This is a genomic window from Pseudoalteromonas sp. NBT06-2 (assembly GCF_002276045.1).
In the GTDB taxonomy this organism is placed as follows: Bacteria; Pseudomonadota; Gammaproteobacteria; order Enterobacterales; family Alteromonadaceae; genus Pseudoalteromonas.
This window is the reverse complement of the sequence record NZ_NQMR01000041.1, coordinates 41,526-61,949: the sequence shown is the minus strand read 5'-3', so window position 1 is coordinate 61,949 and position 20,424 is coordinate 41,526. Positions and strand designations below refer to the sequence as shown.

18 protein-coding genes are annotated in these 20,424 nt (G+C 33.6%); 17 read left to right on the top strand and 1 reads right to left on the bottom strand.

Translation table 11 applies throughout. From position 1 onward, the window contains the following. The first annotated feature begins 391 nt into the window (after nucleotides 1-391). From CJF42_RS10660 to CJF42_RS10650, 3 genes are all read left to right on the top strand, one after another. Nucleotides 392-856 (top strand): hypothetical protein, encoded by a 465-nt coding sequence (locus tag CJF42_RS10660; RefSeq protein ID WP_095366670.1) that lies wholly within the window; start codon nucleotides 392-394, stop codon nucleotides 854-856. A 155-nt stretch (nucleotides 857-1,011) separates the two neighbouring features. Then, nucleotides 1,012-2,388, top strand: a complete 1,377-nt coding sequence (locus tag CJF42_RS10655; protein WP_095366669.1) for a DNA-3-methyladenine glycosylase 2 family protein — start codon at nucleotides 1,012-1,014, stop codon at nucleotides 2,386-2,388. After that, nucleotides 2,388-2,924: a methylated-DNA--[protein]-cysteine S-methyltransferase gene (locus CJF42_RS10650; RefSeq protein WP_095366668.1), complete on the top strand. Its 537-nt coding sequence runs from the start codon at nucleotides 2,388-2,390 to the stop codon at nucleotides 2,922-2,924. The genes CJF42_RS10655 and CJF42_RS10650 overlap by 1 nt, the downstream gene beginning before the upstream one ends. A 75-nt stretch (nucleotides 2,925-2,999) precedes the next feature. Here the strand turns inward: CJF42_RS10650 and CJF42_RS10645 are convergent, their stop codons facing one another. Beyond that, nucleotides 3,000-3,875 (bottom strand): alpha/beta hydrolase, encoded by an 876-nt coding sequence (locus tag CJF42_RS10645; protein WP_095366667.1) that lies wholly within the window; start codon nucleotides 3,873-3,875, stop codon nucleotides 3,000-3,002. A gap of 202 nt (nucleotides 3,876-4,077) precedes the next feature. Between CJF42_RS10645 and CJF42_RS10640 the strand changes: the two genes are divergently transcribed. The 14 genes from CJF42_RS10640 (at nucleotide 4,078) to CJF42_RS10580 (ending at nucleotide 20,414) form a co-directional block, all read left to right on the top strand. Beyond that, nucleotides 4,078-5,547 (top strand): alpha/beta fold hydrolase, encoded by a 1,470-nt coding sequence (locus CJF42_RS10640; protein WP_095366666.1) that lies wholly within the window; start codon nucleotides 4,078-4,080, stop codon nucleotides 5,545-5,547. 2 nt (nucleotides 5,548-5,549) lie between these two features. Next, nucleotides 5,550-6,296: an ABC transporter ATP-binding protein gene (locus CJF42_RS10635; RefSeq protein ID WP_095366665.1), complete on the top strand. Its 747-nt coding sequence runs from the start codon at nucleotides 5,550-5,552 to the stop codon at nucleotides 6,294-6,296. Next, a complete protein-coding gene (locus CJF42_RS10630) occupies nucleotides 6,293-7,456 on the top strand; it encodes an ABC transporter permease (protein WP_095366664.1) in 1,164 nt (387 codons plus the stop codon). The genes CJF42_RS10635 and CJF42_RS10630 overlap by 4 nt, the downstream gene beginning before the upstream one ends. A 6-nt stretch (nucleotides 7,457-7,462) precedes the next feature. Continuing rightward, nucleotides 7,463-8,017 (top strand): RNA polymerase sigma factor, encoded by a 555-nt coding sequence (locus CJF42_RS10625; RefSeq protein ID WP_252097586.1) that lies wholly within the window; start codon nucleotides 7,463-7,465, stop codon nucleotides 8,015-8,017. Continuing rightward, a complete protein-coding gene (locus CJF42_RS10620; RefSeq protein ID WP_095366663.1) occupies nucleotides 8,014-8,730 on the top strand; it encodes a hypothetical protein in 717 nt (238 codons plus the stop codon). Before CJF42_RS10625 ends, CJF42_RS10620 begins: the two co-directional genes overlap by 4 nt. Before the next feature lie 438 nt (nucleotides 8,731-9,168). After that, complete coding sequence (locus CJF42_RS10610) at nucleotides 9,169-9,423, top strand: DUF2960 domain-containing protein (RefSeq protein ID WP_095366661.1); 255 nt, start codon at nucleotides 9,169-9,171, stop codon at nucleotides 9,421-9,423. 232 nt (nucleotides 9,424-9,655) lie between these two features. Then, nucleotides 9,656-9,778, top strand: a complete 123-nt coding sequence (locus CJF42_RS29085; protein WP_286203491.1) for a hypothetical protein — start codon at nucleotides 9,656-9,658, stop codon at nucleotides 9,776-9,778. Nucleotides 9,779-9,998: 220 nt separating this feature from the next. Beyond that, entirely contained in the window at nucleotides 9,999-10,172 is a 174-nt protein-coding gene (locus tag CJF42_RS27425) for a hypothetical protein (protein WP_170940571.1), read from the top strand. 542 nt (nucleotides 10,173-10,714) lie between these two features. Then, entirely contained in the window at nucleotides 10,715-11,647 is a 933-nt protein-coding gene (locus tag CJF42_RS28575) for an acetoacetate decarboxylase family protein (protein WP_252097585.1), read from the top strand. A 19-nt stretch (nucleotides 11,648-11,666) separates the two neighbouring features. Further along, nucleotides 11,667-13,844: an NAD(P)-binding protein gene (locus CJF42_RS10600; RefSeq protein WP_252097584.1), complete on the top strand. Its 2,178-nt coding sequence runs from the start codon at nucleotides 11,667-11,669 to the stop codon at nucleotides 13,842-13,844. A 112-nt stretch (nucleotides 13,845-13,956) separates the two neighbouring features. Beyond that, nucleotides 13,957-14,412 carry a TonB-dependent receptor plug domain-containing protein gene (locus CJF42_RS10595; RefSeq protein ID WP_170940570.1) on the top strand — a complete coding sequence of 152 codons (456 nt, stop codon included), beginning with the start codon at nucleotides 13,957-13,959 and terminating at the stop codon, nucleotides 14,410-14,412. A gap of 22 nt (nucleotides 14,413-14,434) precedes the next feature. Then, the gene (locus CJF42_RS10590; RefSeq protein ID WP_170940569.1) at nucleotides 14,435-15,970 is read left to right on the top strand and encodes a TonB-dependent receptor; all 1,536 of its coding nucleotides are present in this window, start codon (nucleotides 14,435-14,437) and stop codon (nucleotides 15,968-15,970) included. 69 nt (nucleotides 15,971-16,039) lie between these two features. Next, a complete protein-coding gene (locus CJF42_RS10585) occupies nucleotides 16,040-19,504 on the top strand; it encodes a response regulator (RefSeq protein ID WP_141235538.1) in 3,465 nt (1,154 codons plus the stop codon). Continuing rightward, nucleotides 19,497-20,414 (top strand): GGDEF domain-containing response regulator, encoded by a 918-nt coding sequence (locus CJF42_RS10580; protein ID WP_095366673.1) that lies wholly within the window; start codon nucleotides 19,497-19,499, stop codon nucleotides 20,412-20,414. The genes CJF42_RS10585 and CJF42_RS10580 overlap by 8 nt, the downstream gene beginning before the upstream one ends. Nucleotides 20,415-20,424 lie beyond the last annotated feature (10 nt).

Sequence of the window (20,424 nt, the reverse complement as noted above, 5' to 3'; positions counted from 1 at the left end):
ATATTGAGCGAGAATTGCTGATCACGCAAATAGAATATTGCAAAGCTATTTCAATCTGTTATGTGAAAGGGCATGATGTAATGGAAGGCTTCTTTAAGCGCTTTAATTTTAGTGTTATTAAACAATATGAGTTCGAAGAAACAATTATGGTGCTAAATGTTGCCTAACATATATAGTCCAGATGTCAGTCAATAGGTATTTCGGTTTTATTTGACTACGTTTGCAGTCAAATTATAAGCGATGTTTATTGATATTAATTGACGTTCCGAATCATTATTATTGTTTTTTGTAAAGAGGCTTTATGGCACATAAATATAAGCCTATATAAGCTGTATTTTCATTGGTATGATTAGCGAATAGAAACTGTCATTTTTAAAATAAGGAAATTAACATGGTAAGCATCTCTAAAATAATAACGTCGCAACCCACTTTAAATAACCTCTCTAAAGAGCAACCTGCACCCTCAATAAAAATCACAAAAGATACTTCTGTTCCCGCTCCGACAAAAGCATTAACTTCTTCGAATTTACAATCTGACGATGTTGTCATATCAAAAGAATCACAAGAAAAACTCGCTGCTGAAAATAAACTCACTAAAGAAGATAAAACTAAATTAACAGCTGAACAACAAGCTAAAATTTCAGAAGATAAAAATGAAAGTTCTATAGATGAAGAAATTAGAGAATTAAGCATTAAAATTTTAGAACTTACTTTACAAATTGAATTACTAAAAAGTAAAGAAGATACTGAATCCAAAAAAGAGATAAGAGTGTTAGAAGTTGAATTAGCGATGACTAAAAGCATGTTAGAAGCTAAGTTAAAACAAAAATTAGATAATAAAGGTCAAGCGAATTAATAAAAACATGCTTAGATTAAGTGTGTTTTTCAAACAAGTTACTGCACTGTTTCTATTTTCTTTATATGCCAAATTTATATTCACTTCCGTTTCTGGCTAGAATTAAAATTTAACTGAGTTATAGTTGCCTCAAGAATAACTTGATAGAAGTTTTAATGCTAAATCCTCTTTTAAATAATGATATTTGCCAAAAAGCGAGAATGTCTCGAGACCCGCGTTTTGATGGTAAATTCTTTACTGCGGTTAAAACCACAGGTATATATTGCCGTACAATTTGCCCCGTTTATCCGCCTAAAGAAGAAAATGTTGTTTATTATGCGACTGCAATAGAGGCTGCGAAAGCAGGCTTTCGCCCTTGTTTACGTTGCCGCCCAGATAGTGCTCCAGGATCACCTGCTTGGCAAGGCGTAAGCACAACATTAAATCGTGCAATCAAACTGATTGATGAAGGTGCACTTCAAGGAAGCTCTTTGCAAGCTTTAGCTGAACGATTAGGTATCAGTGATAGATATCTCAGAGATATATTTAAAAAACATCTAGGTACCTCCCCTAAAGCATATGCTTTATATCAACAGTGTTTATTTGCAAAACAGTTACTACATCAAACAAAGTTGCCAATCACAGAAGTCGCTTTAGCCAGTGGTTTTTCAAGTATTAGACGCTTTAATGATTGTTTTGTATCGCAGCTTAATTTAACACCAACGCAAATGCGAAAATCCCGTATTGAACAATCGAATGAACTTTCGCTTAAATTGTATTACCGACCACCTTATGATGCTGATTTTATGTTAAAGTTTTTTAAAACGCGCAGTATAGAAAACCTTGAATGGGGTGATGAAAATTCATATGGACGAACCTTCGAATTTAACAACACTCAAGGAAGTTTTACTGCAAAGCATATTAAAGATAAAAACAGATTTGATGTCACTATTAATTTAAATGATGTAAGACAACTTAAAGCGATAGTAAATAACATTAGACGGATCCTAGACTTAGATGTTGATATACATACTGTTGAGCAAAACTTAGAAAAAAGCTTTAATGGCCAATTTACTATCAAAACAGGAATACGTTTACCAGGTATTTGGAATATGTATGAGGCAGGAGTTAGAGCTGTTTTAGGGCAGCAAATATCAGTTGTTGCAGCAAAAAACTTAGTCACGACTTTAGTTGCCAATTTAGGTGTTACAGTTGGTAATAAATTTTTATTTCCGACACCTGAAGCGATTGTAAATAGTGGTTTAGATTTTTTAAAAATACCAGGCTCACGTAAACAAACATTAAAAAACTTAGCGAAGCATTTTTTAATGAATGAGGCACCAGAGGAGCCTGAACATTGGTTGAAGCTTAAAGGTATTGGCCCTTGGACAACTGATTATGCTTGTATGCGCGGTTTAAGTGATCCAGATATATTTTTAGGTGGTGACCTAGGGATAAAAAAAGCCATTGGTAATGCTAGATATCAATTTGAACCACAACAAACTTCGCCTTGGGCAAGTTATTTAACATTTCAATTATGGAGCCAACTTTAATGTTTACTGATTATATGGATAGCCCTTTAGGACTCATTGAATTTAAAGCTTCTGAACTCGGAATTACCCAAGTTATTTTTTGTGGAGAAGATCAAAAACTCGCAGTGAATGCAAATGATATTACAGATACTTGTAAAAAGCAGTTATCTGAATACTTTAATGGCGAGTTAAAAATTTTTAATCTGCCTCTTGATCAACATGGTACCGAGTTTCAACAATCAATTTGGCAATGTTTAACGCAGATCCCATTTGGAAAAACCATGTCCTATGGTGAGATAGCATATAAAATTAATAACCCAAAATCAGTGAGAGCTGTTGGCGGTGCTAATGGACGTAATCCTATTAGTATTATAGTACCTTGCCATCGTGTAATAGGCGCAAGTGGCACATTGACTGGTTATGCCGGTGGTATAGAACGAAAGTTGTGGTTATTGAAACATGAGGGCATTGAAGTTAAAAGTTCAAAAGAAAATGCAAAACTGGATATTAATAATGTACTTCATTCAAGGCAAGATAAAACACAATTTTTGAAATAGAGAATGGGTATAATCGTTAGGAGATTTATGAAAGCCAGCAGGTCATATTTTTATATTTGTCATGTAGCATAACTTTTATATTTCCCCTGCTCTAAACTTATAATATGCAATGAGTGCTTTAGGTACTGAAATATATGGGTTTTCTCCATGCCCAGCGCCCTCACTGTAACTATAATCTGACTTAAAGCTTTCTGGTGCGTATGAATTAATTGCAGACAAGAGTCCTTTGAACGAACCTGTTATAATTTTATTTTCGGCACCACCTAAGCTCAAGTATAGAAATAAAGACTTATCGTTAACGTTTTTCAATCCATTAGCAAACTCTTTAACAACGACAGAGTTGTCATACCAAGCCGCAGGACTAAAGGCAAAATAGCCAGTGAATAAATCAGGCTTAGTCGTTATAGTATACAATACAAAACTTCCTCCAGCAGAGAACCCACTAAGCACTCTATTACCATTTACAGCATATTTATTTTCAATAAAAGGCAGCACTTCATTTTCGATAAATGTGAGAAATAAATCCGCTTTGCCGAATATTTCCGGAGAATTTTGGTCATAAGGCCGAGCTTCGATCTGAACATCCTTTCTTGCATATGGAGGAACTAAATCTCTATTTCGAGAATCAAGCCAAAATAAATTAGGTATAGCCACGACAATAGAGTCTTTGATACTACCTTGCTCAGAAAGATTTGAAATGGATTCATGCCAACGCGCTAAATTAAAGTTACCATCCGACTTAATAATAAGCGGATAACTTTTATTATCATCATAACCTTCAGGCAAGCGAATAAATATTTTACGGTTTTCTTCAAGTACCGAAGAATAAATAGTATGGTCAATAAAATTTGAGGTATATTCATCAAAATACGATTTAGTGATTACTCCACCGTAAATGAATAAAGTGGCACAAACAACCGCGGTAATATTTTTCTTATTTAATAATTTCACGCCAAGCATCCTTGAAAAATATAGCTAATGAATGTGTATTCAGGTTAAACCTTCGAAGTTTCATTGTTATCTTTTCATACATCTACATTTTTGTAAATTTTTTTCAAATTACATGTAATAAATTCCGCAACATTAAGACTAAGCCTAGTAAGTTTTATCATTATCAATTTTTTTGAAATGATTCGTTTTATGGAGGGATATTATGAAAATAAATTGGAAAAATAATTTTTTACTCACAAAGTTATTAATAAGCATGGTTTTAATCTGTTCGTTATTTATTAGCATTGCGGTTGCTGAGCAAAAGATTTTAAACATTAAGCATTGCCACTTAAAAGGTATTAAAGAACAAGTTAAGTGTGGATCTTTGCAAGTCCCCGAAAATTATCAAAAGTTAAATGGCACTAAAATATCAATCAATTTTGCCATATTACCTGCCATAGATAGTAGCCAGAATAAAGAACCTTTGATGTTTTTAGCTGGAGGTCCTGGGCAGGCAGCGGTTGAATTGGCAGCAGGTTTAAAAATAGCTTTTAAAGAAATACATAAAACCAGAGATATATTATTAATAGATCAAAGAGGTACTGGAGAGTCTCATGCTCTTAAATGCCTTGGATTTTCGGAACAAGATCCTTATCTGACAATTCCGGAAGAATTTTCAGATGAACAGATCAAAACTTGTATTTCTAGATTGTCAGGGGATTTGAGTCAGTATAATTCAGAAAATGCCATTCGAGATTTTGATGCCGTGCGTCAGGTTTTAGGCCATAAAAAAGTAAATCTATATGGTGGTTCTTACGGTACCCGTGCTGGATTAGTTTATATGCGATTGTTTCCTGACAGCATTCGAAGTGTCGTATTAGATAGCGTTGGCCCAATCGAAGTACCCATTGGGCTGTTTGGTCAAAGTGCAGCGCGCTCATTTACATTACTGTTAAAACATTGTCAGCAAGAAAGTGCGTGCAATACAGCTTATCCAAATTTAGCGCAAGAATTTGACATGTTAATAACACGTTTAGAAAAAACACCCGTTGCGCTTAATATTCCCCACCCTCGTTCTGGTAACAACACCAATATTTTGATAAGTAAAGGAAAGTTAATTAGTCATTTACAGTTTAAACTATATTCGGTCAGCGGAAGAAGTTTAGTACCTCTTATTATTCACCAAGCCTACTTAGGTAATTATTTACCGGTAGCTGGGCTTATTTCTGAATCGGAAACTGGGGTGAATATGAACTTAGGACTAACGTTTAATATTCTATGCAATGAAGATTTTTCAAAAATAACCAGTGATATGTTAAAACTTGATGCTCATAATAATTTTGCGGGTAAGTTTAGCAATTCTATTTTTAAACAAGCCTGTTCTTTATGGCCAAAATATCAGGTAAAGGATGATTTTTATCAGAGTGTGACAGCAAATATACCTACCTTAATTTTATCAGGTGGTTTAGATCCCGTTACACCACCCAGTAATGGTGAATATACACGAAAAACATTGCCTAATAGTCATCATATTATTGTTGATAATGTTTCCCATGGTGTAGCGACCAGTACATGTGCTGCACTCATAATTAATGAATTTTTAACCAGCTTAGCGCCTAAAAAGTTAGATGAATCTTGCCTTGAAAATGTACCTAAAGAGTCATTTATGACCAGTTTAAATGGCGGAGCATAATTATGATTAAAGTGCAGAATTTACATAAAAAATTTGTTAACGGAAAAAATAAAATTAAAGCCTTAAATGGATTATCTTTTCAAGCTAATGATGGTGAAATTACAGGTATATTAGGGCCAAATGGCGCTGGTAAAACCACATGTTTAAGAACACTATACGGTTTATTAAAAGCAGATGAAGGTCAGATGATTATTGACAATATCGATGTTGCTACCCAGGCAATACAAGCTAGAAAACAGTTAGGTATATTTCCAGATAAATTTGGTTTATACGAACGATTGACCGCATATGAACAAATCGATTATTTTGCCAGTATTCATGGTTTACAAGGTATAGATAAAAAAGTGGCCATAGAGCAAGTTATTAATGATTTAGGAATGACAGCATTAGCGCATAGAAAAACCCAAGGCTTTTCACAAGGGCAAAGAATGAAGGTCACTTTAGCTCAGGCTTTAGTACATCAGCCTAGAAATTTGATTTTAGATGAGCCAACAAGAGGATTAGATGTAATGAGTACCCGAATTCTGAGAGAGTATTTATTACAGTTTAAACACAATGGGCACTGTATCTTATTTTCATCTCACGTGATGCAAGAAGTAGCCGCATTATGTGATCGCGTCATAATTGTATCCAATGGAAAATTGGCGGCACAAGGTACACCACAAGAATTATGTGAGCTTGCAGGTGAGTCCCATTTAGAAGATGCATTTGTGAAACTGATAGGTTCAGATGAAGGAGTTGCAGCATGATCCAGTTCAAAGCTTTACTTATAAAAGAATTTAAAGAAGCCTTTCGAGATAAACGCGCTTTAATGGCTGCCTTATTAATCGCTTTTATGGCACCAGTTATGATTTTTTCCATATCTAAAGTGGCCATTAAAGAAGCAATAGAAAAACCAACTATTTATGCACAAATACTAGGCAGTGAATTTTCCCCTAAGTTAATGGATAAATTTAAAAAAGATAAAATATTGCCAATTTCTAAAGTGCCTGATAATGAAAAATATTTATGGCAGGATCGCAATATTAAAATAACCATACCTAAGTTTTTTGCTAAAAATATGTTCTTAGGTAAAACCATTGAGGTAGTTCTCAACACTGATTATAGCGATAAGGCGATGGACTCTTCAATACAAAGAATCAAAAAATCAGTGGATGAATATTCTCGTCGTATTGGTCATAATCGGTTATTGGTAAGAGGAGTCGATATTCAATTATTACATCCAGTAAAACTCATTGAACAAGATACTGCCTTATTAAGTAGTAATGCCGCTTTTATCTCTATGTTGCTAGGTATCTATTTACTGGTAGCTGCTTTCGTTTCAGGTTTACCTGTTGCCATAGACTCAAGTGCAGGTGAAAGAGAGCGTAACGTATTAGAAATGTTACTTTGTCAGCCAATAGCGACTATAAAAATAGTATTTACAAAAATGACTTGTGCCAGTGTCGTTGCAGCAACCGGCGTAATACTGACTTTAGGTTTAACAGCTTTAGCTGTGAGTTTTGTTGACTTAGCCCAGATTGGTGCCACTTTTAGCTTAGATTTTTATACCGTAATGGTATTATTAGCTTTGTTATTACCAATTTGTTTTTTTGCATCTTCATTACAATTGTTCTTTGCATTTCAAGCTAAAAGTTTTAAAGAAGCTCAGTCCACCGTCACTATGATTATTATGATGCCAGCTTTTATTCCTATGGCACTGACATTTATCAATGATAAGCCGAAATGGTTAGATTGGATGCCAATATCTGGTCAATCATTACTAATGGAAGACTTGTTTAAAGGCATACCCGTAAACTGGAGTGTTGTGCTTTTTACGGGTGCAGTCACATTGATGATGACATTTTCATTAATACACGCGACAGCATACAGATTGAAATCTGAAAAAGCCGTTATGGCTTTAGGTTAAGCTGTTATGATCAATTCAGCTGAAATGGAAGTTAAAATTAAAAATCAGGATTTGAATTTGGATCGTCAAAGTACCTTTACAAAATGGATGACCGAACATGAAAAATTGCTTCGTCATTTAATTACGGGCTTTGAAGCGAAATCAGCCTTGCAAGATGAATTATTTCAGGATATAGCCTTAAATATTTGGCGTGCGTTACCAAGTTTTCGTAAAAATTCAACTGTGAAAACCTTTGTAGCTCGTATTGCTCATAATGTATTGGCAACGCATGTTGCCAAGGCTATGAAGTCCATTAAAACTGAGTCTGATTGCCAATCACAATCAGAACGAAAAACGTTAGATGCCACGCCTTATCAAGCACTTGAACAACAGCAGAGACAACAACGTTTATCACATGCCATTCGCCAACTAAATTTAGAACAACGTCAGGTACTTACCTTGGCATTGGAGTCTATGAGCTATCAGGAAATAGCCGATATTTTGTGTATTTCAACAAACTTAGTTGGGGTACGTTTACAACGAGCAAAAACCACACTGACCCAATTACTGGAGGTCAAATGAACGAACTACCCCCTTTAAATGATGACAGCAAAGCCTCTGATAATAGTTCTGAACTTAAGTTAGAACTACTACAGCCAGAGCGTGAAAAAATTGATACAGATTTTTTAAATATCAATAAAACGCAGTCGCAACCTAATGAACCTGTGATAAATGAACCTGTGATAGATGAACAATGGTTATCTTTAACTCAAGATTGGCAAAGTCAGCCCTATGAAAAAACTGATATTAAAGCTTTATTAAAACAAACAAAACGTCGCATTTTGCAAGCTAAGGCATTATTACTCTTTGATACAGTAAGCACACTTGCGATATTTGTCGCTATTCTCTATGGTTATTTTTTTACTGGTTGGGGAAAAACACTCCTGATTTTCCTAGGTATCAGCGGATTAATGTCCATAGGGTACGTCTACTTAGCGGCTAAAATTCGTTTTGCATCCTGGAAGGTATTTAACGAAAATCCGAATAATATTATACAAATCGCGTTGGAAGGCTGCCAGTCATCAATTAAATTTATAAAACTGGTGAAATTTACTTTTATATTTTCGACACCTCTGGTTAATTGGTTTGTATTCGAAATGGCGGCGCAAAGAGATAAAAGTGTATGGTTATCTTTTTTAATTGCCAACAGTGCATTATTGTTAGCGTATGGCGTAACGCATTTTTATCATAAAAAAAGACAGGCTGAGTTAAAGCAGTTGACTAGCTCGCATTAAATAAAAATTATAGCTAATAGTACTTAAAATTGAAGCGTTATTTATTATGACACATAACGCTTCAAGTGAATCTAACACTGGCTGTACAATCTTATGTTGCGTTAGTTTCTAATGAAAATTGCCATCTATATTTATTACAAATTATTTAATTTGGCTTTATCGGTTAGTAACTGTGCCTGAACTTTTGTATGAAATTAAGCCAAAAAAGGTCTTCTTTGCCAATAAAATAAAGCCGAATCTTCATATTTATTTATATTTACTCTTAATAATTCTGACTCTGCTCTTTTACTGGTATAGCCATTTGAGAATAATAACCTTTGTCGCTCAACGCAATTTATATATATAATAGTAAATAAAAGCTGAATATGAGTACGTAAAAGCTTAAAATAAGTCATTATGGCAGTTATTTCAAGCCTAAAACTTTACAGGAACAACCTAATGGCCAGTAAGATCACTTACAAATATAAAAATGTCGCAAAAGAAATTAGCTTCGCTTATGACAAGTTTCATAATATGCATGAAGCCGTCGCGTCTGAAGAAGGTATCGACTTAACAAACTATTTGAAAATGGTGCAAGCAATAGAGATGACATCAAAAGGCTCATCTGCAGTTAGAAATTACCGTGATGCTGAATTCGTAAAAATGGGTTTTAGCGATCTATATTTCATAAAAGGTGATCCAAAAGCTGAATAACCTATTAAAAATAGGGTCGGAGTGAATTAACGCTTTTTGAAGGTAATATTGCACTTTTTCTCTTTAATTCTATGTATATATACCCAAACCACTTCAAGATGCAGGATTCAGTTGGAATTAGAAATGCTTTAGGCAAGGCATTGATTGAAGAACATGGTTATTCCCTTTTCAAAATCAATAACGCTGCATAAAGCATTTATAAACCAACCTTACAGGGACTTCTGAGCAAATCATGCTCGTTGTTCCATCTTTTTTTAAGGGAGTAACCATTAATGCAAAGATGCGCCTAGATCATGAATTGCTCAGTAGTCCTGAACCTCACATCTTGAAGTGGCTTGGGTATAAAATATTATGATCCTCCATCTTCTTTGTAAGAGATCTCTCAAAAATTTTTAGCTATTTTCCTTTTATTCACGTAAAAAATATAATTTCTATGTTCTATCTATCTAAATTATTTAAACTTTTTACTATAATTGGAATTGTTACAGTTAAAATTTTTTTAAGTAGGTACTTTTATATTTTTCGGACTATTCTACAATTTAGTTAATTAATATGATTTTTAGGGAAGAGATCAAATGAAATATACTCAACAGGATGTGTTTTTGGAACAGTTTAAGTCTTCACCAGAAAAAATTACTCAATATCAAGCTTGCCTAGATGAATTTTTAACGTTAGATTATGACGACGCTTATTTACAGGAAATAAGATTAGAAATGTCGGTTATGTTAAAGACAAAGAGTGGACTTTAAATGAGTAACTCAGCCCTTATTTAATGTTTATTTTATTCTTATGTGTATAATATTATTATCATTTTTTCACTTCTACTTTGAACTATTTATTGGCTGGGACTATAAAGGATTCACCAGCAGGAAAAGTGTTTGGCTCTGCTTCATTAGGTAAGGTAACAATTAACTTACTACAGCCATCACTTCTTTTAGTGAGATACCAAAAATATAATTTCCAGAAGCCATAGCCCCAAGTGTTGGAGATAGCCCTCCCCTTTTAAAGCGATTAACTTTATTTTACCTTCAAAATATTAATTTACATCAAACATACTCATTCCAAGTTATCTATTAAAATAGATCCTAAATATTAAGTGAAATATAGAGTGCGATAAAGTGAATAATTTATAATTAGTTAAATTATTAATTAATTCACCTCGACCTCTTTTTAGTTTTAGCTTTACGAAATAAGAACATTCTGCGAGTATAAATTGTGATCATAAAAAACATGTATATATAAATGAATTTAAGAGTTAACCATATGATTTTTAATGTAAAGGATAAATATCATGTCATCAGAACAAACACCTTATGCCCAGTTTCCGGGCTCCGTAATAGCTCAACCTCCTTGTAGAATGATAAATGCCAATATGTATGGTTTTTTCATTAAGGGTGATTTAAATAAAATTCAAACTTACTTAGATGAAACTGTAGGTTTAGTGTCAGGCTATACCTTTAAAGCGATTAGTAAGTATTGCATGCTTACTTTCACTGATATTGAAAATATCAAACCAACTACTGAACCTTGGGCAAGCCAAGGGTACTTTCAAGAAACTGATGTCATTATTTGGTTGCCTGTTGCCAAAATGCAGCGTGATAAAGTCAGTCATATTTATTGGTATCCGGCTTTTATTTGTGTAAACAATGTTTATGCACTTATAAATGGTCGTGAAACTTGGGGATTTAATAAATATTTGTGTGATTATAAAATGCCAGAGATAGGTGGTAGTCCTGATTTTTTCTCTATGACAGTAGATGCATTTAAAACATTTTCACCGGATACAAAAATGTCACCTTGCGAGCTATTTAATGTAAAAATGCTCGCACAAGATACTGAAAGCCCAATCGAAAATTTTGTTGATTTAATAGAAGAAGGCATGTCATTATTAGAGAATGAAATTGATTTCTTTGATTTAGATTTTTCAGTTTATAAACAATTATTAAGCGGCTTTATTAATCCTCAAATAGATCAACTGTTATTTAAACAACTCCCAGACGGCTCTGCCACAAACGCGGTTTATCAAGATGTGTTGCACTCCCCTTCTGCGATTCAAAAATTTCATACCGGTAAACTCTACTTTCATGAATTTGAATTTACGTTAAATCAAGTTGATATGTTTCCATTGTCTGACATGTTTGGTATTGAAGTGGGCAGTCAAAGGCCTTTATTACCTTTCAATATTTTATTCGACTTTAACCAAGAAGCGGCGATGAGCCTTTAAAAAAGTAAAGGATTATAAAATGACACAAGAAAAAATCGCGATTTTAGGCGGTGGCGTATCAGCCATGACAGCTGCTTTTTATTTAACGGAACAAGATAATTGGCAAGATAAGTATGATATTACAGTGTATCAAATGGGGTGGCGCATTGGTGGCAAAGGCGCAAGTGGTCGTAATGTTGATTATGCGCAAAGGATTGAAGAGCATGGCTTACACATATGGTTTGGTTTTTATGATAATGCATTTAGTACTATTCAAAAGGCTTATGAATCATTAAATCGCCCAGATGGCGCACCACTTCAAACTTGGCAAGATGCATTTAAACAACATAGCTCAATTGTGCTGCAAGAATATATAGAAGATAAATGGCAAACTTGGCCAATAGAATTTCCCACGAATGATTTAGTGCCTGGTCAAGTAGATGATGAGCTTGATATTTGGGATTTATTTCGCACCGCTTATATGTGGATAAAACACTTTATATCAGAGTTAAGAAATGAAACTGCTGAGCACAAATTGTCTGAAAAAGATGACGATGATGATGATTCCTGGCTTGAAAAAATGGCTAATTTCATTTCAGTTGAAAGTAAAGAGCTTGTTGATGATGTTAAAGATTCACTTGAGCATTTAGAGACTTTTTTAAAGCAGTTACCAACAAAGTTACAAGATAGAAACAGTGACGATCATAACGCAATTAAATTTCTATTAAAAAGGCTCAGACGTTGGATCATCTCTGAGTTTTACGCACTTTTAGATGAAAACGATAAGATTAGACGTTTATTTATTTCTGCTGATTTAGGATTAACAATATTGATTGGCATGATTGAAGACGATGTATTTAAATATGGTTTTAATGTCATCAATAATTCGGATTACAAACAATGGTTACGTAAACACGGCGCTAATGAAAAATATACAGTCGATTCAGCACCAGTAAGGGGTTTTTACGATTTAGTTTTTGCATATGAAGAAGGCAATTTTGATAAACCAAATATAGAAGCGGGTACTATTATTCGTTGTATGATGCGTATCGCACTAAATTATAAAGGTGCCATTATGTGGAAAATGCAGGCCGGTATGGGCGATACCATTTTCACGCCATTTTATCAGGCATTGCAAGATCGAGGAGTGAAATTTGAGTATTTTAATAAGGTAGAAAACATAACAGCCCAAGGTGAGTGTGTCGACACAATTCAAATCACACAACAAGTGGCGCTTAAAGATGGCATCACAAATTATAACCCTTTAGTAAACGTACCTGTCAAAGGATATGAATTGGATCTCGCATGTTGGCCTGATAGGCCAAACTACAGTCAAATTAATGATGAGCAAGCTGAGTTATTACAACAACATAATATTAATTTAGAATCATTTTGGACTAATTGGCCTGATGTCTATCAAACCCACTTTGGGCAAGCTTTACCGCAAAAAACACTACAAAAAGGTATTGATTTCGATAAGGTTATTTTTGGTATTTCGGTGGGGTCATTACCTTATATTTGTGAAGATTTATTAGATAAAAGCCCCGATTTAAAAACCATGAGCGATAAAGTGAAAACCGTAGTAACTCAGGCTTATCAGGTATGGGGAGATAAAACCCTTAATGAATTAGGGTGGAAATACACGCCTGATGATGGTGAAGAACCTGTATTAAGTGGTTTTGTTGAACCTTTTGATACTTGGGCTTCTATGGATCAACTACTCGATAAAGAGACTTGGCCGGCATCAATAGAGCCAAAAAATGTAGCTTACTTTTGTAGTGTTATGCCTATAACTAACCTCCCACCTAAAAGTGATCATTTGTTCCCAGTTCAATGTAAGTTGGAAGTAAAAAATAATGCAATTAGGAATTTAAAAAATTCGATCTACAATTTGTGGACTGAAGTTGCACAGCCAGGTGAATTTGATTGGTCTATATTAATAGATCCTAATAATCAACAGGGTGAAGACAGATTTAATAGTCAGTTTTGGCGGGCGAATATTGACCCTTCGGAGCATTATGTAATGTCTGTTGTTGATAGTAGTCAGTATAGACTCCGGACAGAACAAACTGGATTTAATAATTTTTATATTACGGGAGATTGGATCCAAACAGGCTTAAATGCTGGGTGTGTTGAAGCAGCAACGATGGCGGGAATGCAGACATCAAGATCTATTTGTGGTCATCCTGAACATATTTCTGGCGAAAAAGATTTTTAAGTCTATATTTATTGTGTAAGGTTTTTAGCGCCTTACACAACTTCAACTTAAGTGATATAAGATGATATAATACAGTTAACTACTAGCCATTTATATTTTGACAAAGGCTCCCGTGAAAAAAACTTCTCTTATTATTTTATGTTCCTCTTTGTTATTACCCCAAGCTATTGCTGATGATGGTGTTAAAAAAATAGAGGTAATTGAAGTTAAGGCGCAAAAGCGAACTCAAAATATTAATGATGTTGCAATTTCACTTTCAATAATCGAGGGTAAATCACTTTCAGATCAAAATATAAAAGATACCACTGCTTTATCTGGTCAATCAGCTAATTTCAAAATAACCCCAAATGCGGCAGAAGGTACGCCTCCAGCTATTAATATCCGTGGTGTTGGTAGCATGGATTATAATACATCAACAACCTCTCCTGTGGGGGTTTATATCGATAACATAGCAGGCGGCTCTGCTAATTCTCAGTTAGTTAATTTATATGATATTGACTCAATTGAAATTCTAAAAGGGCCACAGGGAACAAACTCATGGTCGACTTTCTATTTTAGCCAATTTTGATAAGTTAGAAGTCTTTGGCAAAGTGCATGTCGAAAAGTGGGATGGTACGGTACAACCTGTAGGTAATATAGGAGTTTATAAACAACTGGGGCTTACACCTACTTTATGCTCACCTAGTGAGGCCGGTTCATCACAATGTACCGATGCATTTGGTTTTAATGATGGTTCTAATGATTTTTATCGTGTATCTGTCAATAATAACATTAATAATAATAGCCCGCATAAAACAAATAGTTGGGGAACAGATCTCAATCTTAATTATCAACTAACAGATAATAGCTACCTAGTTAGCATAAGTAGCTTTAATACCCTAGATAGGATTCATTTTTTTAATAGTGATGGCAGCCCTGCTGCTTTGGTTGAGGGCGGGCAAAATGTTTATACTGATGTTTATTCGCAAGAATTACGCTATCACTTAGAATTAGAACAAGCATATTTTATCGTTGGCGGTTTTTATTTAGATGAGTCATTAACACAAGATAATTTCTTAGATTTATTTAGAGATTTTAGAGCTGTAGATTCTCTATTTACTAACGCTGCAACTTTTTTTTACGACAATAAAATAGATACTGAAATTTCAGCTATTTTTACACATATAGATTATGATTTTAATGATCAAACAACTCTCTCTACAGGGCTGAGATACACAGAAGAAAATATTGATTACCGTGCTATAGGTACAATTAATGTGCCATTAGCTGTTGATGAACAAGTCGGATTAACAGTCCTTGGTTGGAATGAACCCGGAAAAGTAAAAGACCACAATGTTTCTGGTAAAATTTCAATAAATCATAAATTCAATTCAGACTTCACTGCATTTTTAAGTTATTCGCGCGGTTACAAAAGTGGAGGATATAATGGCGCAATTATAACAACTCAAGAAGAAGCATTGCGAAATGACTATGGCTCAGAAAAATTAGATGCCATTGAACTGGGCAACCGTATTTATTGGGATGATGATAATGCTTATTTATATTTAGTGTTATTTAATTATGATTATCAAGACCAACAGGTTTTTATGAACCAAGCAGCTATATCACCTATCGCCCCACCTATACAATTATTAGATAACGTAGGTGAGTCAAATTTATATGGTGCTGAAGCTGAATTAAAGTGGCAATTAACTTCGCAGTTTAATGTGCAACTAGGGATTGGTTATTTACCTGAAGCGAACCTTGAAAAATTTGTTAATGCAAAAGGTGAAAAGATTACTGATAATCGATTGCCTTTCACTTCTAAGTGGAATATGAATGGTTTTTTAGAGTATGTTTTACCTATTAATGATGGAGAGGTTTTATTTCAATTAAACTTCGATCATCAATCAGACTTTTATTTTGATCAAAATCAAAATGATTATGCCTCCCAGAAAGATTATATCTTATTTAATGCACGCATTGCTTATGAAATCGATGATTGGAGCATGGCTGTTTGGGGTAAGAACATCACTAATGAAGAGTATAGTAATCTTAAATTTGATCTCGTTGGTTTGTTAGGTATGTTACAGGACTTTAAAGGTGAATCTCGTCAGTTTGGTGTAGATATAAATTATTCTTTTTAATTTTTTTTATTGAATTTTTAAGTGTTTAGATTGTATATTAATCAATTATGTTTTGTGGAATTTTCATTTTTGGGTAAATTATTTAAATTTTTAACTATCGTTTTTTGTTCTCTCGTTTTGTTTTCTCATTTTTCATGGGCGAACGAAAGTCGGCTACCCGTTTTATCACTCAGTGACATAACAAATCAAGATATCAGTCAAATGGTTTCTTATTATGAATTTGATAAAGGTAGTTTACCAAGAGTTCAAACTGATATCCCATTATGGCTAACGTCACTAAAAGAGCATGATTCAACAGATCTTTTTGGAGATAAATATATTGCTGTTTTCACAATTGAAAACAATACAAAACAAACAGACTGGTTTATTTACCCTTATGGTTCGGTTGTTGAACATATTGAAATTCACTCTTATCAAAGTCAATCTCATACAAAAGATACAACAGGCTATAATCATAATAACAACCTTAATTTCCACTATGGAAATGAAGTTTTACTTGAGCCAAGCAGTATCAATACAATTCTCATTCTATTTGAAAGTGATTTTTTCTTTGCGCCAATTAAAATTATTATTTCCCCCGAAGCACAAGCAAAATCTTCAATTGAATTAGAGAATATTTTATTATTATTATGCTTAGGTGTTGCCCTAGCGCTGAGTGTATATAACTTATTTATTTTTATTGGTAGTGGTGAACGCATGTATTTATTTTATGCGCTTGCGACATTCTGTTATATGTGGGGTTGGGTGCATGTTTTTGGTGTATTAGAGCTTATAACACAAAACATTTATCCAAATTGGTTAATGCCGCCATTTTTACTCGGTGCGTTGTGCACCGCATATTTTGCGATAGATTTTTTAAATTTAAAAGGTAACTACCCTAAGCTCACTCTTACTCTGTACGCCATTGCTATTTTCTCACTAATATCTACACCATTTTCATTTTTCAACCCAAGTTTAGGCCTCCTATTAGCTTCTGTAGGGACAGGATTAATTTTAACTATTGGACTAATCGCGGGCATTATTTGTTGGCGAAATGGTTACGGCCCTGCTAAATATTTTGTATTGGCATTTTTGGCTATGGTTATTCCTAATATGGTTGGGAACATGATAAATCTAGGTTTATTACCAGGGATTAATCTAAATATTTATTTATTAGGCTTAATGGGTAATACCGTAGATAGTTTATTACTTGCTTTTGCTTTAGCCGAAAAAGTGAAAGTAACGAATTCGGAAAATATTGATTTAACACAAAATTTAGAAAAAAAAGTATTACAGCGTACAGAAGAACTTAAAAAAGCAACTGAAAAGGCAGAAAAAGCAACGAATGCAAAATCAGATTTTTTAGCAAAAATGAGCCATGAAATTAGAACTCCTATGAATGCGGTAATAGGTTTAAGTCGGTTGACTCTAAAAACGACTTTAAATGCTAAACAAAAAGATTATGTCGATAAAATATTAGATTCTGGCGAATCATTATTGGGCTTAATCAATGATATTTTAGATTTTTCAAAAATTGAAGCTGGTAAATTAACCATAGAAAACAAACCTTTTGAAGTACACAAGTTATTAATAAGATCGGTTAATTTAAGCGCGATAAATGCGCATACAAAAGGCTTAGAGTTAATCACTGATATAGACCCAAATATTCCACCGGTATTGATTGGAGATCCTTTAAGGCTTCAGCAAATTATTGTAAATTTGGTTAACAATGCTGTTAAGTTTACACAAAAAGGCGCTATTTGCATTAAGATGGAGCTTAAATATGAATATGATTCAAAAATAACGTTACTGTGCTCTGTTATTGATACAGGGATTGGGATGAATCAAGAGCAACAAAGCCGTATGTTTAAAACCTTCTCTCAAGCTGATGAGTCGATAACCAGAAAATATGGTGGTACAGGTTTAGGCTTGGCAATTTGTAAGCAACTTTGTGAATTAATGGGAGGTGAAATTGGATTACAAAGCAAGCTTGGCGATGGTTCAACATTTTATTTTACGGTCGAAGTACAAAAAAGCGAGCAAAAACCGGTCATTCAAACGATTAATAAAGCCACTGTCGCAAAATTAAAAGTATTAGTTGTTGATGATATGAGTTTAGCCCGTTCGGTGATTATTGAACTGTTAGCTAAGTTGGGTATAAAGTCGGATCAAGTCGACAATGGTTTAGATGCCATTGCGTTAGTGAAAGAAAAATTACAAACAAACAACCCATATGATTTGGTGTTTATGGATTGGAAAATGCCTGAAATGGATGGTATTGAAACATCCCGTTTAATTCATCAAATTTGTGAAGGAAAACCGCCACAGATTCTAATGATATCGGCTTACGATAAAGAAGAAGTAAACTCTCAGTTAGACGGTACAATAATCAATCAATTCATTGAAAAACCAATAAATGAATCAGCATTAGTTGATGCAATTACTAATGTTTTGATCTCAGATGAGCTAGAGTATACTGGTACTCACATCAAAACAGACTATATTCCAAATTTCTCTTCATCTCATATTTTATTGGTTGAAGATAATGCGATAAACCGTCAAGTTGCATTGGGCTTTTTAAGTGATACAAAAGCAAGAGTCGATATTGCTGAAAATGGTCGTATTGCCTTAGAAAAACTCTCATTATGTGAATATGACTTAGTTTTAATGGATATACAAATGCCTGAAATGGACGGGCTGACTGCTATGAAGGAAATTAAAAAGCACCCTAAATTAGTAAATTTGCCAGTAATTGCAATGACGGCTCATACGATGCCTGCTGATATTGTTAGAAGTAAAGAGGCAGGTATGTTATCACATGTTAGTAAGCCAATAGAGCCTGATATTTTATTTAATACCTTAGCTAATTATTTGAATATTGTAGAAGAAAATATACAAGGTTTAGATTCTTTAGTTAATGAGAGTTTCAATAGTATCTCAAGCACTCAAACTAAAACATTAAAAAAATTGAATTTAATTAAGACACTAGATTTACATCAAGCTATAAATAATATGAATGGGCGGATAGAACTTTATTTAAGTTTAATGAAAGATTTTATTAAAGATCAACAAGATTGTACTGTGCAATTAGATAACTTATTTAATAGTAAAAAATTAAATGAAATCTATTTAGTTGTACACTCTTTAAAATCTAATGCGGCATATTTGGGGGCTTATGAGTTATCACAAGCGTGTGAAAAGCTGGAAGCATCGCTAAGCGAAGGTCGATGGGATCAAAACTATTTAAATAATGTTAAATCACAAATCCCTCCCCTAATTACAAAAATATCCGATGCTTTTGATAATATTACAATAAAAGAGCCTTTTTCAATTGAAAAATTAAAGTTTGAATTAGAAGCTATTATTGTTTTATTACGCTGTTCAGATTTTACAGTAGAAGAGCGACTATTTAAGTTAAAAGCATTCAGTGAAAATACAGACTATGAGAACATTATTGTTAATATAATTCAGTTAGTTGATAATATTGAATTTGAAGATGCCACCAGTGAAACACTTAAATTATTAAATGAACTTGATGTGGTATTTAATGAATAAACAACAAACTGTTCTGATCATCGATGATGAAAAAACTAACCTTAAAATATTAAGCAGTATTTTAAAAAATGAAGTCGAAGTGATACTTGCGAAAGATGGCGAAACTGGTTTTTATAAGGCCATAAAATCAAAACCTGATCTTATTTTGCTTGATGTCATTATGCCACAACTAAATGGTTTTGAAGTTATAGAAAAGCTTAAAAATGAAGCGCTAACATGTAATATTCCAGTTATTTTTGTGACAGGTGAGTTAGATGTACAACAAGAAGAAATAGGACTTGAGTTAGGTGCTTGTGATTATATTCAAAAACCTTTTCATGTTGAAATATTAAAAGCGAGAGTCAGGTTGCATTTACGTATGGCTAAGCAAAGAGAGTTATTAGAAAAATTGGCAAATATTGATCCTTTAACTTCAATTGCCAACCGACGCTTATACGATCAAACTTTTGCTTCTCAATGGAATAAAGCCATAAAACAACAAAGTATTTTCTCTTTGGTTGTAATTGATATTGATGATTTTAAAAAATATAACGATTTTTTTGGGCATGCAGCAGGCGATCGTGCTTTAGAAAAAGTTGCAACTGCTATCGCTAATATTTTAATTAGTTCAAATAACTTTATTGCACGTTATGGTGGTGAAGAATTTGTTGCCTTACTACCAAATACACCCGCTAATGAAGCGATAAATATTATGCAAACTTGCTTAAAAGCAGTGGAAAATTTAAAGATAGTTCATGAACTTTCAGCAGAACATGAGCTTTTAACTGTCAGTTTAGGTGGGGTAAGTTATTTGCCTATAGATGAAAGTTGTCAGGATACTTTATTTAAAATTGCTGATGATATGTTATTTAAAGCGAAATCCAGTGGTAAAAATCAAGTTATTTGGCAAGATTGTATAAAAGGAAATTAATGACATGGAA